This window comes from Psychrobacter sp. CMS30 (assembly GCF_904846565.1).
GTDB classification, from domain to species: domain Bacteria; phylum Pseudomonadota; class Gammaproteobacteria; order Pseudomonadales; family Moraxellaceae; genus Psychrobacter; species Psychrobacter maritimus.
This window is the reverse complement of record NZ_CAJHBF010000029.1, coordinates 15,046-28,605: the sequence shown is the minus strand read 5'-3', so window position 1 is coordinate 28,605 and position 13,560 is coordinate 15,046. Positions and strand designations below refer to the sequence as shown.

Annotated in this window: 13 protein-coding genes; 5 read left to right on the top strand and 8 right to left on the bottom strand. The window is 43.7% G+C overall.

From position 1 onward, the window contains the following. Positions 1-158: 158 nt before the first annotated feature. Positions 159-995, bottom strand: coding sequence for an archaetidylserine decarboxylase (asd, locus tag JMX94_RS12170; protein WP_201565763.1), 837 nt, complete (start codon positions 993-995; stop codon positions 159-161). Between the two features lie 129 nt (positions 996-1,124). Between asd and dtd the strand changes: the two genes are divergently transcribed. After that, positions 1,125-1,577: a D-aminoacyl-tRNA deacylase gene (dtd, locus tag JMX94_RS12165; RefSeq protein ID WP_201565761.1), complete on the top strand. Its 453-nt coding sequence runs from the start codon at positions 1,125-1,127 to the stop codon at positions 1,575-1,577. A 63-nt stretch (positions 1,578-1,640) separates the two neighbouring features. Here dtd and JMX94_RS12160 read toward each other — a convergent pair whose 3' ends face one another. Next, the gene (locus tag JMX94_RS12160) at positions 1,641-2,249 is read right to left on the bottom strand and encodes a M23 family metallopeptidase (RefSeq protein ID WP_201565759.1); all 609 of its coding nucleotides are present in this window, start codon (positions 2,247-2,249) and stop codon (positions 1,641-1,643) included. A gap of 224 nt (positions 2,250-2,473) precedes the next feature. Here JMX94_RS12160 and JMX94_RS12155 point away from each other — a divergent pair, with 224 nt between their 5' ends. Continuing rightward, positions 2,474-3,163: a putative quorum-sensing-regulated virulence factor gene (locus JMX94_RS12155; RefSeq protein ID WP_201565757.1), complete on the top strand. Its 690-nt coding sequence runs from the start codon at positions 2,474-2,476 to the stop codon at positions 3,161-3,163. Positions 3,164-3,199: 36 nt separating this feature from the next. Here the strand turns inward: JMX94_RS12155 and JMX94_RS12150 are convergent, their stop codons facing one another. After that, positions 3,200-4,090 carry an alpha/beta fold hydrolase gene (locus tag JMX94_RS12150; RefSeq protein WP_201565755.1) on the bottom strand — a complete coding sequence of 297 codons (891 nt, stop codon included), beginning with the start codon at positions 4,088-4,090 and terminating at the stop codon, positions 3,200-3,202. A gap of 470 nt (positions 4,091-4,560) precedes the next feature. On the opposite strand from JMX94_RS12150, the gene JMX94_RS12145 reads away from it, so the two are divergent. After that, positions 4,561-5,238 (top strand): TIGR00730 family Rossman fold protein, encoded by a 678-nt coding sequence (locus JMX94_RS12145; RefSeq protein ID WP_201541104.1) that lies wholly within the window; start codon positions 4,561-4,563, stop codon positions 5,236-5,238. A gap of 117 nt (positions 5,239-5,355) precedes the next feature. Here JMX94_RS12145 and JMX94_RS12140 read toward each other — a convergent pair whose 3' ends face one another. Next, the gene (locus tag JMX94_RS12140; protein ID WP_201565754.1) at positions 5,356-6,915 is read right to left on the bottom strand and encodes an FAD-dependent oxidoreductase; all 1,560 of its coding nucleotides are present in this window, start codon (positions 6,913-6,915) and stop codon (positions 5,356-5,358) included. A gap of 622 nt (positions 6,916-7,537) precedes the next feature. On the opposite strand from JMX94_RS12140, the gene JMX94_RS12135 reads away from it, so the two are divergent. Together JMX94_RS12135 and JMX94_RS12130 are read left to right on the top strand one after the other, a co-directional pair. After that, positions 7,538-7,972 carry a hypothetical protein gene (locus JMX94_RS12135; RefSeq protein WP_201565752.1) on the top strand — a complete coding sequence of 145 codons (435 nt, stop codon included), beginning with the start codon at positions 7,538-7,540 and terminating at the stop codon, positions 7,970-7,972. Positions 7,973-8,338: 366 nt separating this feature from the next. Further along, positions 8,339-8,620: a type B 50S ribosomal protein L31 gene (locus tag JMX94_RS12130; protein ID WP_149491046.1), complete on the top strand. Its 282-nt coding sequence runs from the start codon at positions 8,339-8,341 to the stop codon at positions 8,618-8,620. Between the two features lie 152 nt (positions 8,621-8,772). Here JMX94_RS12130 and JMX94_RS12125 read toward each other — a convergent pair whose 3' ends face one another. The 4 genes from JMX94_RS12125 to JMX94_RS12110 all read right to left on the bottom strand — a co-directional run bounded on the left by JMX94_RS12125 (position 8,773) and on the right by JMX94_RS12110 (position 13,412). Next, positions 8,773-9,648: an SGNH/GDSL hydrolase family protein gene (locus tag JMX94_RS12125; RefSeq protein WP_201565750.1), complete on the bottom strand. Its 876-nt coding sequence runs from the start codon at positions 9,646-9,648 to the stop codon at positions 8,773-8,775. Next, a complete protein-coding gene (locus JMX94_RS12120; RefSeq protein WP_201565748.1) occupies positions 9,642-11,039 on the bottom strand; it encodes a nicotinate phosphoribosyltransferase in 1,398 nt (465 codons plus the stop codon). The genes JMX94_RS12125 and JMX94_RS12120 overlap by 7 nt, the downstream gene beginning before the upstream one ends. A gap of 131 nt (positions 11,040-11,170) precedes the next feature. Then, positions 11,171-12,217, bottom strand: coding sequence for a bifunctional nicotinamide-nucleotide adenylyltransferase/Nudix hydroxylase (locus tag JMX94_RS12115; protein ID WP_201565746.1), 1,047 nt, complete (start codon positions 12,215-12,217; stop codon positions 11,171-11,173). A 166-nt stretch (positions 12,218-12,383) separates the two neighbouring features. After that, on the bottom strand, positions 12,384-13,412 hold the full coding sequence (locus JMX94_RS12110) for an alpha/beta hydrolase (RefSeq protein WP_201565744.1): 1,029 nt from the start codon (positions 13,410-13,412) through the stop codon (positions 12,384-12,386). Positions 13,413-13,560: the final 148 nt, after the last annotated feature.

Below are 13,560 nucleotides of genomic sequence, written 5' to 3'. Positions count from 1 at the left end.
AAACAGAACTATAATTTACCATTTAAATGCTTACAAATAGCCCGTTATTTATAAGCATTTATAGTTAGGGCAATAAGCTGTAAAGCCCATTAAAAAGCCCAATTAAGCATGATGATTCATACTTAAGTGGGCTTATATTTTTATCATGGAACAGCAGTTTATTTAGCGTTAGCAACACCCAATAACTGTCCCATTTGTACCACGCTATTGGCTTGCATGCTGTCTTGCCAATCGGCTTTTGCGCCTTTTGGTAGTACTACAATCGCGGTTGAGCCTAAATAAAAGCGTCCAAGCTCATCGCCTTTTGCAAAGCTCATATTGTGCTCAGCTTCTTGGATATCATCAGTGCGGCTGATTTTGCCGGTTGCTACCGTTTCGATACCAGCGACAATCATTGCTCCAACCATCACCACCGCCGCTTTGCCGTATTCTGTGTCAAATAAACACACCAAACGCTCGTTACGGGCAAATAAATCAGGGACATTTGCCGCCGTGGTATTATTGACAGAAAACAGCGTACCCGGTACATAACGGGTTTTGGTCAAGGTACCAGCAAATGGCATATGCACGCGGTGATAATTGCTCGGTGCTAGATATACGGTTACAAAGCTGCCATCAGCAAAATAGCTGCCCTCTTCGCTATTGGCCAGTAATTGTCCGATGTCATAGTCACGACCTTTGGCTTGCAGCAATTTATGGTCGCGGATTTGCCCGAGCTGGGAGATGACACCATCAGCAGGACTGACAATGCCGTTTGCGCTGCTATCAATGATACGCGCGTCGTCTTTTAGCTCACGGGTAAAAAAGTCATTAAAGCTTTCATAAGCATTAAAGCTTTGGCGCTCGTATTCATCTAAGCTCACATTGTAAGCTTTGGCAAAACTGCGGATAAAGGTGCGCTTGACATAAGGATGGCGGCTGGCGGCCAAACGTCCAGCTACTTTACTCAACTGCTGCTGCGGCACAAATTGTTGAAGGGTGGCAAATAAATTCATAATGAGGCTACCAAAATAGGGTTTGATGTAATAATTAATTAGGCAAGTTAATGGCGGTATTTTATCATGGTCAGGGTATGGTTGTATGGCCATAAACTGTAAGCTATTTATAAATAAGGAAGTCCGTAAATGAGAGCACTGATACAAAGGGTGCACCGTGCGAGTGTCACTGTCGATGCGCACTGCGTTGGTGAGATTGAGCATGGCCTATTGGCCTATATTGGCTTGGGTCATGATGATAATCTGCAAAGTGCGCAGCGTATGATTGATAAAATTCTTACTTATCGCATTTTTGATAATGATGATGACCCTGCTAAGTTTGGTAAATTGGATAAAAATGTTCAGCAAGTAGGCGGTGGCTTATTACTGGTCTCACAATTTACCTTAATGGCGAAAACCGATAAGGGTCGCCGTCCTGACTTTGGCGGAGCAATGGCACCCGATGCCGCGCAAGCCTTATTTGAACAACTGGTAAATTACGCCAAAACCCAACATCCTAATGTGGCGACCGGTGAGTTTGGCGCTGATATGCAAGTAGCAAGTATCAACGATGGACCGTTAAATTTTTTATTGGAAGTTTAGAGGTTTAACGTTTTAGAAGCTTGATTTTTACAAGCTTAATTTTTTACACTAAAGTTTTAAAGGCTAGCTTTCAGGCTTTTGTAGCAAAGGATAGGGGTTGACCGCGCTGCCATTGATATAAATCCCGTAATGGACGTGCGGCGGCGTACCTTTGGCATTACCACTGTCGCCGACGTAACCGATGATATCGCCGGCATTGACCCAGTCGTTTGGGTTAATATCGGCATAATCCTCTAGATGCGCATAATAATGTCCTGCGCCGCCCGGTCCAACGATAACCACCACGCGACCGCCTAACGTATTTTCACCGACTTTACTGACGATGCCTTGTGTCGTTGCCTGTATCGGCGTACCTCGCTTGGCAAATATATCGATGCCTTCGTGAGAGCGACCTTGGCTGCGCGCGCCGCCCCATGTATCCGTTAGATGCTGTTCGGGTAATGGCGAGGGCAGACTGTTTTCTGTGGGCAGTGGTTGTTGTAATAAACTGAGCTGTTGCCATTTTGCCATCACAAACGACTGGGTTTGTTGACTGATACTCGGTAAGAGCTTGTCAAATACAAATAACAGCATCAATAATACAGCTGCCTTGATGAATATACTTATTACACGGCGTAAAAAGGTTGGTTTTGAATTTGGATTTGGCGGAAGCTTATTACCATCTGCTAACATCGATATCTCTTTATTTTTTTTGAGTTAACTCTAATGGGTAGTATAAGAGTTAACGTCTCTATTCTTTGTATACCATTGTTATTTCTGGTTTTTATCCCCATAAATATAACGTAGCTTTTAAAATTCACATATTTTTAAAGTTTATTAAGAATGGCAATATTGCTACCTATAGCGAAATAACTATGTTTAAACAACTATGCTTAAATAATGATGGCTAAATCTTTATGACTGATACTGCGCTGATTATTGATACCGAAACCGATCAAGGTCGTGATCCGCGTCCGATTCAAGTGGCGACTATTAATGTAGCGACGGGATTTGAGTGGATGAAATACTTTAATAGTGGGCGCTCGATATCACCCGTGGTCATTAGAATTCATGGCATTACCGATGATGATGTCGCCGGTCTTGAGCGCTTTGAGTTAGAGGCGTTTGAGTTGCCGCAGTATTTGATTGGGCATAATGTGCGCTTTGATTGGCGGGTGATTGGCAGTCCGTCTGCTAAACTGATATGTACGGTGCGGCTGGCGCGTGTCGCCTTTCCAGAGTGGAGCGCCTATGGTCAGTCCAAATGTATTGAGCAGTTATTAGGTAAAGGAAAAGCAAGTAGGATGACGATTGCCGCTCATGACGCGCTCGGCGATGCGCGCATGTGTTATCTGCTTTATCAGGCCTGCTGTGAGCGTTTAGATATTGCACCGACAGATTTTGCGGCGGCCCACGCTATCGCCAATAAAGCCAATCCGGTGAGCAAAATGCCCTTTGGTAAACATAAAGGCATGCCGATTAAAGACGTACCAATCAGCTACGTAAAATGGATGCTGGGTAATATTCATAATATGCAGCCGTCGCTTTATTCTGCTTTGACCAAGCGTGTTAAAGCAGAACAGGCAGCAAAAAACACGCAAGACTAAATAGACTTGTGCTTAAATGGATTAACTCAACAGAACTTATTGCTGCTTAGCTAACCAATCGACTGCCATTTGCCAAAGCTGCGGGGCTTTAGCATTGGTTCTGCTACTAAAATAGCGCATATGACCGATACTGTTTAAGCCGAACTCTTTTGGCTCAAAAAAGCGTTTTTCGACTGGCATTTTGCTAAAGACGCGAATCATATCGTCCATATTTTTGCTATTGGCAATCTCATCATCGCTAAAGCCGAGCCACAATGCTGGCATATCAAGCTCATCATAGAAGTGAGTATGAATGCTTCTGCCAAAAGCGGTCTTAATATAGCCTGCGCCATTGCACCACTCGCGCCACTGACGAGCGACGCCGCGTGGTAGCGGCTCGCCCATACCGATTTTATCCGCTGGAGTATAACCGAAGGTTAAGTTAGTGAGTGGGATAAAGGCATCCATAAAACCCATTGCTTTGAGCTTATAAGGCATGTCCATATTTTTGATGCGCCCTGATGAGCAAGCGACATTGAAGACCGACGTAATGGCTTGGTAGTTTGGCATTAAACCAATCAGCTGACCACCGGCGCTATGACCAATTAAATGATAAGTCGCATCGGCAAATTCGTCTTGTAAGGCATCAAGCACGGCTGGCATGTCATGGCGACCCCAACTGATTAAAGAGGCATCACATTTAGCCAAATCAGACGATAGCGATTCACTGATACCTTCATTATCAAAGGTTAGGACACCAAAGCCACTGGCTGCTAAATAAGTGGCAAAATTGTGATAAAACTGGCGTTTGATACCGGTAGCTGGCGCTATCATGACCGCTGCTTTTACCTCATCTTTAGGGCGATAAACAGTCGCTGCCAATGCCCGATTGCGCTCAGTCATGATGCTTAGTGCATAAGTATCCGTTTGATTCTGCGTATTTTCCATGGTTTAACCTTAATATGTTCTTGTCATTTTTATGAGTAGGTGCTTTTTTATCAGTAAGTGCTTTGGGTAAATAAAAACGCTTAAGATGCGCTGAGCGTTTAATAATCAGTGTTAATCATATCGTCATTGAGCTGCGACTAATTTAATCTATGGCATAACTCTGCGATAACCGCATGATGACCGAGTTACAGCACTGCTTATGGTAAAATAAATCTTAGGTAGGAAGGTAGGCGAAAATGACTTCTAAGTTCTATAAGCAGGTTCTATGTGCGAATTCTATATGGTTTGTTTTGCACAATATTAACCAAAAAAATTAATCAGTATTTATTTTGACCAATCAACACACATCAACACACATCAACAAACCACCAGGTATGAATAAACGTGTTTTAATAGCCAAGTATTTAGTAGCCAAGTATCTAATAGCTATATATTTAATAAAAAGTCGATATAAAAATTAAGGAAGTTTTATGCAAATGAAAATCAACAATGACACTTATGAAGTCATTACCAGTCAAGATATTACCAATATTGAAAAAGCAGTGGATAAATCAGCGTTAACGATGCCGCTGGTAGCGGTTTATTGTGGTTCGCGTTTGGGCAATAATGAAGTCTATGAGCAGGCAGCGCGCGAGCTTGGCCGTGAGCTTGCCGATAATGGCATGGGTCTGGTTTATGGCGGCGCGAGCATCGGGCTGATGGGCGCAGTGGCAGATGAAGTCATCCAAGGCGGCGCGCAAGCGGTTGGTGTGATTCCAACTTTTATGCTCAAGCACGAGATTGCTCATGAGCAGCTGACCCGTCTGCATTTGACCGATACCATGCACACCCGTAAAACGGTGATGGCAGAATATGCCGATGCCTTTATTACCTTGCCGGGCGGGCTTGGGACGCTAGAAGAAATTATGGAAATTGCTACGTGGCGTCAGTTATATCAGCACGAAAAACCGATGATTATTCTGAATATCAATGGCTTCTACGACCGTATGATTGAGCATTTAAAATATACCGCTGACCAAGGCTTTATGAAGCAAGAAGACCTTGAGCGTTTGGTCGTTTGTAATAGCATTAGTGAAGCGATTGACATGCTAAAAACAGTGGTAACCATAGAAGGCGCGGTCGATACCGAAAAAATGGCCGGTAACTAAGCGAACTAAGCTAATTAGGCACTAATATATACTGCCTTTACATAAAAAAGGAGAGAAGGGCTTATCGTTAGCCTTTTTCTCCTTTTTTGTTTTAATGTTATTAACATTTAAATCATTTTAATTTGTCTCACAAATACTATGATTTACGCCTGCCATTGCTAATGGAAAGCCGCGTTCTTGCGCCAAATAACGCGCAACTTTATCAATCGCTACACTATCATTTTGCGCTAAATACGCCCATTCATGGGCATAACGCTGACTATTTTCTGGCATATCACTATCAATTAAACCAAGCTCCGTTAATTCATCAACGATTTGATCAGCCGCAATCAGCGTCGATGAGGCTTTGACGTTTTCCGCGCGCGCATAGCGAATATTAGAGTATAAGCTCACATCAGCAACCCGCAGCGTATCGTCTTGACCGGGTATTTGCTGGCCACCGTATAGCGCATTGCCGACCGTACGCGCGCTATGAAAGGTTGGCACAAACTCAGCGACGTAATCAATCGCTTGTTGACTGCGTGCTTGCAGCGGTGCTTTATCCCAGCCATCTTCGATATAGTGCAAGTATTGCGACGGCAATTCAGGTTGGGCGCTGTCTTTATTGGAGGCGACCAAACCATCATCAAATAAGGTGATAAATTTACTCATGCCATGTATTTGAAAATAGCCACCGGGGTAAGGTGTTAGCTGTGCCATGCCTTCTGGCGTACCGCGATCGCCATAGACGATAATCTCTGGTATCTGCCCGCCGGTGTCATCCCAGTGGGTGATATAAGAGGATTTAAACTCGACCATACGCGTAACTTTGACGCCGACCATATCATCGATGACGCCGGTACGAAAACCGCAAGCGTTGATTAAGTAATCGACTTCGATAGATTCAGTTGCACGTTCGGTTGCAAGCTTAGTTTCAAGTTCGTTTTCAAGGCTAGCTGCTTGTTGATAATCGATACGCCACTTCGTCACATGATGGTCAGCGTTTGAGCAGTTTTCACAGTCGACGGGCATGACTTGCTTAACTTGTGTATCGGTAAAGACATGCGCGTGCTCATAGCCTTCTAAAGCCAATTGCGCAGACGCTGCCAAGCGGAAGATATTCCAACCGTATTCTTGTACGACAATTAGCGGAAATTTAACTTTATTTAAATCCAAATACTTAGCGACCGGTATCATCCATTCGTCAACCGACCGCGGCACCGCAACTTGCTCGCGCTCAGACAATGCAATCAGTTGCTCATGGCTGTAGAGCTGATAGTAATTTTCAGGTTCGCCGAGTACTTTATTATTGGCATCTTCAGCGATAAGCTCGCGATAAGCGGCGGTCAAGATATCAAGGCGCGGTAGCAAGTCTTCAGGCAAGCCTTCATCGCGGGTAGGCACAGCAAATACCGTCGGGCGTACATCGATGGTATAAGGATAAAGGCGTAAAATATCGATGCATTGTTTGAGCAGAGCGACGCAATCTTCATCAGGAATTTCGCGGTATAGATTGCCGCCAGCATGCAAATGACACATCGGCGGACCATCGATAAGCGAGGTGTTTTTTTCAAATAAATAGGTCTCAAGCCCTAAGGCTGCGAGGCGAATTGCAATGGTTGCCCCAGCTGTGCCGCCGCCGAGAATACCAACCCGTTTGGTAGCAGGCACTTGATTGTTCGTAAAAGAATGAGTCATTGTCGTTGTTATATCCTTAATCGCATTCCTGTCATCAGGAGCTGCTCGGCGTATTCGTGAAATGATTTGTTTTTAGATAAAGTGTTTTTGGATACCAAGTTACTTTTAAATAATCGAGGTCTAACTATTTTTATTTTAAACCGCTTATGTTTTATATAGGGTGTCGCTATCGATATGTATACAGACGATATGCGTGCATGGGCAGCCAAGTTCAATACGTATCTTAAGCCGCGATGGTCATATTTGCCATTGTGCAGTCATTCCTAATTTCTATAGTGTTATTCTACGAAAAACGGCTACTTATATAAGGATAAATAGGTAAGTACGTGCATCAGTTTTGTCAATGAATAGCACTGGGGCGGTAGGTTAAAGCCTGAGCGCTGCTAAGCGTATTTATAGAGTTAAGTATTTAATTTTGCGTTATTTGTAAACTTTAGGCGCTTTTGTAAATTTATATGCTGAGAGAAACGTGCGCTTTGATGCCTATGCTATATTAAAAACACTTGAAGTCAGCGCTAAACCATTTCACGTATTTCAATCATTGTACGTATTATGATTAAAAGCAGCAGACGACAAGAAGAAATCCAATAAAAAATTTTTCACTATTAACAAGGAAGTTATTATGAAACACATACTGGTATTATCTGCTCTTAGTGGCATGCTAGCGCTCAGTGGTTGTTCAACCCTAAACAATATGGTCGGCAATGACGATTCAGGGATGCATGATGTGCAAGCAACCAATAAAAACACGGCTCCTGTCGCTAGTAAAAACGGCATGCTCGTCGATGCTAGCAATCATATGACCTTGTATACTTTTGATAAAGATTCTATGAATAAGTCAGAATGTGGCAGCGCCTGTCTGCTCGTTTGGCCTGCATTTATGGCACCGAGTAATGCCAAAGCGTCAGGGCAATTTGCCGCCTTTAAACGCGAAGATGGCAAATATCAATGGGCGATGAATGGTAAACCTTTATACTTTTATGCCAATGACACAAAGGTTGGCGATAAAGATGGCGATAATAAACTTGGCGTTTGGCACATTGTAAAAACCAAATAACTTTCCATTTTTCCAAAAATAAGCTTTCCAAAAATAAGTTTTCCATAAAAAGGCAGCCAGCGTGGCTGCTTTTTTTTGGTTATTTACGCGGTTTTTTAACATAGCAGGATGGCTTTAAGACGAGCTCTTATCGTAGAAGCTGCTTGCATCGAGCGGCAAAAACCGTTAAAATCGCGGTTTGATTTTCCCGCTGGGGAAAGGCTAAGTGAGCAGCGGTGTGGTGTTGGGTGCTGGAATAAGCCAGTGACGCAGTTGCCAGACCAGAAGATGTCCTTAGTGCCTCAGTTACGTATGTTAGTGTGATTAATAGTCAAAAACGTCGTTAATCAAAAGCGCTGTACATACATCGGACATAGAGAGTTTATTATGCGTAAAGATATCCATCCAAATTACCAAGAAGTTTTGTTCCATGACACTAACGCTGACGTGTTTTTCTTAACTCGTTCAACCGTTAAAACCAAAGCCACTCGTGAATACGAAGGCACAGAATATCCATACTACCCACTTGATATTTCAAGTGCGTCGCATCCATTCTATACTGGCGAACAACGTAAAACTTCTACTGAAGGCCGTGTTGCAAGCTTCAACAAACGCTTTGGTGCGTTTGGTGGCCGTAAGAAAGCTGCTGATACTGACGCTGCAGAATAATTTATACTTATGGTATAAATGCATTTCGCTAAGCAGTCTTTTGCTAAGCCATAAAAAACCGCTGAACATTCAGCGGTTTTTTTTCGTTTAAATTTTAACGTTAAATTTTAAGCTGTTAGTGTTTAGAAAGTCAGTTTTTTAGCTGTTATTATTTAGAAGGTAGTGCTGTTTAATTTAGCAGCTGATGAATCTAGCAAGTCGACTATCAATTCTGCCAACTGCTGCGCCCAATAACCGTACATAAGGCTGCTAGGATGAAAGCCATCACTGGCAAACATCACTCTGATATCGATTGGGGTGCCATTAGAATGCTCGTCTATCATACGGGCAAAGTCCGTTGCCATATAGGTGACGCTATCGTGAGCGGCACAAATTTGCTGTAAGTTGTTATCAAGGATAGAGGCCTTGGCACCGACGAAGTTATTCAACGGTGCAGGTATCGCCGGCATCTGTGCCATCGGCGGTAAGCTTAAAAAAATCAGCTCTCGCACACCAAATTTGCGCTGGGCAATAGCAATGATATTTTCGATTTGCTGTTGCCATTGATTAACAGAGACGTTGGAGGTGGTGTCATTAACGCCGACACTTAGTACCATTACATCGATAGGCTGGCTTGGCGCAGGCAACACATAAAGCCTGCGCAAGATATTAAAGCTGGTATGACCAGTCGTCGCTTGCAGAGACCAGTTTAATGTATGAAATGCGCTCTGAATAATAGGCTGCTGGGTCAAGATGGGAATCAAATTGCCGACAAGCGCCTCTTGCTGGGTCTGACTACCGACGCCAGCCGCTGCCGAATCGCCAACGACCATCAAGTTTAGCGTTTGCTGTGTATTATCTTTTGAGGTATTGGCAGCGCTGTCAGTTGCATTGTTTAATTGAACTTGACCATGCCTCTCACCATTTGGTTCAGGCAAGCGCACGGTATCGCGCTTGATTTTGTGCCCTTGATACAGGTACACAGGGGCGAACAGCACGTCTCTTGCAACCGAAGCTATTTTATCCTGCATTTTTTTAGTGGCTACCATCCTGCTCGCTCCCGAATAGTGGTGAGGTTGTCTTCAATAAGTAATTTACCATCGATATATACATCGCGTAATAGGTTGTCTTCTGCTGTCGATAAATTATCAGCTTTAATAGTTTCTAACGTTCCGTTGCTGTTCTTTATCAATGCTAAACGGCCTTTTTTCGAGCGTTTTGAGCGGCTAGTGACGGGGTCTTTATAAATGTCGGTCCACACGCTATCGATAGAGATGGCACTGGCTTTCATCGCCCAACTCATGGTATCGCGATTGACTTGCTGTAGTAGCCCGCCGCCCATGCCAAAGGTGATATTGTCGGCGCTAAAACCAGCCTTCAATATCACATCGATGATTTTGCCCAAGCTTTGCGGGCTGATACCATCACCTTGGATGACCCGTACATAATCAGGCAGCACTTTATAACCTTTACTATTAATGGTCGTACCAAATTTTACTGCCAAGCGCTCCAAGGCTTCGCGAACCACTTTAGCAGGATCGCCACTGTCAGGTCGAATAACTAAAGTCCCGCCCATATTTTTGACGTCTTCTTTTAGGCTGCCGCCCCAAATATTATCAATGGCATTCCATAAATCATAGCTGTCAGATACCACGGAAAAACTCTTACCAGCACCGCCAAACTGCTCAATCATATTGGCAAAGGCGGCGGTTTCTCCATCACGGCCCCAAGCGGTCATGGTACTGTGCTCAGCGGCAGGTATAGAGAAAGCTGGCATCTCTTTATCCATGTGATACCAGCGGCTGGCGGCAACCAAAGCCGTCATCGAATCGGTACCAGCAAAGTTCACCAAATGCGCAAGGCTGCCAAGTGCCACAGATTCTTGGCTCGAAGCACCGCGTGAACCAAAATCATGCAAACGGAAAATCAGAGACTCGCTATTATCTGCAGATTTTTCTAGTGCCTGACGTATGATGCTTTTGCAATAGTGCGAGACGCTCGCAACCGTTGAAGGATACCAAATTGCACGCAGTAGCGCCGTTTCGATATAGCTTGGTAGCCAATAGAACTCAGGGTCAGTATTGATGATTTGACAGACCACATTGGATGCTGGAACAACGCTGCCTTCAGGAATGGCTTCGATGCGCAGTGGTAGATAGCCGCCATGCTTATCGACTATCAGCTCCCAACCAGCACGGTTAAAGGTTAAGCCATGCGCCTGAATAACCATTTCGGCTTCATCGATATCTTGATGGGTAATAGGCGTGCTGAGGTATTCTTTAATAAAGGCTTGCAAGCCAAAAAACACCACATCGTAATCGCCTTTACGCGCCTCAATGTAGCTAGACAGATACTCACTACCGCTTGGATATTGCACCCAATGTGAGGTTTTATAGCTGTCGCTATTTAAGATTAAATTGTTTAGATTGCTGGTATACATCACAGAACTCCTCTGCTTTGAGATGCCGTAGCAGTTTTTTAAATAACAGTTGCGGCGCTAAACCATTGCCGTCTATCGGCGCTGGCGTGAAAATTTGTCAATAAAAGATTGAATGGCCGTCTGATAAAATTCTATAAACCAACCATTTTAGTAATAATTGCATAATGGTCTTCAAACATCATGGTGGCATCAAGCTCAGCAAGCGGTAGCCAAAAAGCCTTGGCAGCATCGTCGCCGCCTTTTACTTTTGGTAAGCCTTTTGGGTCGTTTTTAAGCTGAAAGTAAAATGCTTGAGTAATCGTGCGCCCACGTGCCGAGCGGTAAGGATCATCAAAGGTATGCTGACTATGACAAGAGCCGCGTAGCACCGGTTCAGGGACTTTTAGACGGGTTTCTTCGCGTAGCTCGCGGATACAGGCATCAAATAAAGTTTCTTTTGGATTCAAAAAGCCACCCGGTAATGCCCACAGCCCGCGCCCAGGCATACTACGGCGCTCAACCAATAAAATATGCCCTGATTGTACGACCAAGGCATCAGCAGTCATAAAGGTTGGTGGGTAGGGCGCAGATTCCCATTGTCTTTTATATTTATCGACAAAATCCGCTTCTTCATGCAGGTTTTGATAAATATCAGTCTTTTTAAAGTCGTTGAGGACGTTGCGGGTCGACTCAGGGGTGCGCTCAGGCGTTGGCGTGGCACCCATCAGGTAGCTGTCACGAATAGGGGTGGCGGATAAATTGTGATAATTGGGCACAGAAACCGACGCCCAACTTGGGAATAATGACAAATAATACGATGAGCTGTCTTTTGAATGGCCAATCAGCCCAATATCCGTCTGCAAGTCGCTAGTGACGGATTTGACGCCCGCTTGCACATATTGCAGCCAGCGCGTGTCGTTGTAGAGTGCATCGTCGAGTGCAACGCAGTGGATACGTGCTGCTTCTGCTGGCGAGTAGGCGTTTTTTATCATCGTCGCGCGCTCATCGACGCTAAATGGATTACGCAGACTACGTGGTAGGTTGGCAGAACCGATCAGCATAATGACGTTATCGGCACGTTTTAAGGCTTCATCGACCACCGCTTTGTGACCGCAATGAAACGGCTGAAAGCGCCCAATAAATACCAAATAACGATAGTGTTTGTTTTTATCTGCATGCTGCTCTGCTGAATCGCTCATATACGCCACTTTCCTACTACTGATATTTCATTGATTAAAAAAAGTAATGCCGCCAATACTGACACAGCAGAGGAGTTGCTGACAAGTGCAAAGATGTTTAGAGGGGTATCACCATTGGCTATTACCTGTATTCAAATTTGTTCAGACAAATAAATATAAGACTCTTTTAATTGGCATGCTTATCAATCCACGCAGTAACCGTTGGCCAAATCTCTTTGGCGGCAGGACGACTGTTTAAGATACGGCTATGGGTGTAATCGTCTAAGTTGCCATTATTAATTGAGTATTCGCGAAAAACGTTATCAGGATTGTTAAAATCGTTAAAAAGTGACTGGCAGCCTTGAGTTGGCGAGATGAATGTATCACCCTTGGCGCTGATGGCATAAATCGGCGTGGTAATCTTTGCCATATATTGTCGATAATCAAAGCAGTCATCATCCGTTAACTGAGTAGCATTTTTTTGACGGTTATGATTATCAAAAGCGCTGTCTTTGACACCAGCAGCGTCTATATCTTTTTGCTCAATAAAACTGCTATGAAAGTTTTTACGCAAATTCCATTCGTACCATTGATTCATGGTGTGATGGCTTTCGTTAATGGGTCCCATGTTGAGTTTTCTGGCAGGTATATAGCCGACTATACGCGTAAATAGTTTAGCGGCGACTATTTTAAAATAGTTCTTGGGATTGACTATTGCACCATAAACTTGGCAAGCAAACATACTGATACTATTGATTTTAGCGATGTAATGCGGATTTTGGATTAAAAACATCGTTAAGCAAGCACCGCCGCCGCTATGAGTGACGCAGTGTAAATTGCTAAGCTTTAATTCATTAAATAAATAATCAAAAGTGGCAGCAAAATCGTAGGTTGCGACGGTTTCAAAGTTGAATTTGTCCTTTGATAACGAGCTTGCGCCATGACCGCGCCACTCCATGATATAACAATGATGGCCAAGCTCAGCTAGGTATTCAGCGATTCTTAAGCAGGTGTTTTTATCTGAAAAAGTACCATGCGTTAAGAAAATGTTTTGCCCCTGATTAGCAGTGTCATTTTTAACAGTGTCATTTTTAGCAGAGCCATTGTTAGTATCAACATTACAACATTGATGGGTTTTTTGACTATCGAATATCTCCCAAATAGCGATTTGCACCTTATCTTTGGTCGTCACTAACGTTAGATTCTCAGTCATCATAAAGATTTTCTCTTAAACTCATACCATGCTTATTAGTATATAAATGCAGTAAGGAGTAAGTTATAGCACAACTTAGCCATTTATAGTTATGCTTCCATAACTGTGAGTCTACAGACATGAATGAATCTACAGGTATGAATCTAGGATA

Coding starts and splice junctions, on each gene's coding strand:
- JMX94_RS12155 (WP_201565757.1), top strand. CDS start 2,474: ATGACTGATACTGCGCTGATTATTGATACCGAAACCGATCAAGGTCGT.
- dtd (WP_201565761.1), top strand. CDS start 1,125: ATGAGAGCACTGATACAAAGGGTGCACCGTGCGAGTGTCACTGTCGAT.
- JMX94_RS12130 (WP_149491046.1), top strand. CDS start 8,339: ATGCGTAAAGATATCCATCCAAATTACCAAGAAGTTTTGTTCCATGAC.
- JMX94_RS12110 (WP_201565744.1), bottom strand. CDS start 13,412: ATGATGACTGAGAATCTAACGTTAGTGACGACCAAAGATAAGGTGCAA.
- JMX94_RS12145 (WP_201541104.1), top strand. CDS start 4,561: ATGCAAATGAAAATCAACAATGACACTTATGAAGTCATTACCAGTCAA.
- JMX94_RS12120 (WP_201565748.1), bottom strand. CDS start 11,039: ATGTATACCAGCAATCTAAACAATTTAATCTTAAATAGCGACAGCTAT.
- JMX94_RS12160 (WP_201565759.1), bottom strand. CDS start 2,249: ATGTTAGCAGATGGTAATAAGCTTCCGCCAAATCCAAATTCAAAACCA.
- JMX94_RS12150 (WP_201565755.1), bottom strand. CDS start 4,090: ATGGAAAATACGCAGAATCAAACGGATACTTATGCACTAAGCATCATG.
- JMX94_RS12140 (WP_201565754.1), bottom strand. CDS start 6,915: ATGACTCATTCTTTTACGAACAATCAAGTGCCTGCTACCAAACGGGTT.
- JMX94_RS12125 (WP_201565750.1), bottom strand. CDS start 9,648: ATGGTAGCCACTAAAAAAATGCAGGATAAAATAGCTTCGGTTGCAAGA.
- asd (WP_201565763.1), bottom strand. CDS start 995: ATGAATTTATTTGCCACCCTTCAACAATTTGTGCCGCAGCAGCAGTTG.
- JMX94_RS12135 (WP_201565752.1), top strand. CDS start 7,538: ATGAAACACATACTGGTATTATCTGCTCTTAGTGGCATGCTAGCGCTC.
- JMX94_RS12115 (WP_201565746.1), bottom strand. CDS start 12,217: ATGAGCGATTCAGCAGAGCAGCATGCAGATAAAAACAAACACTATCGT.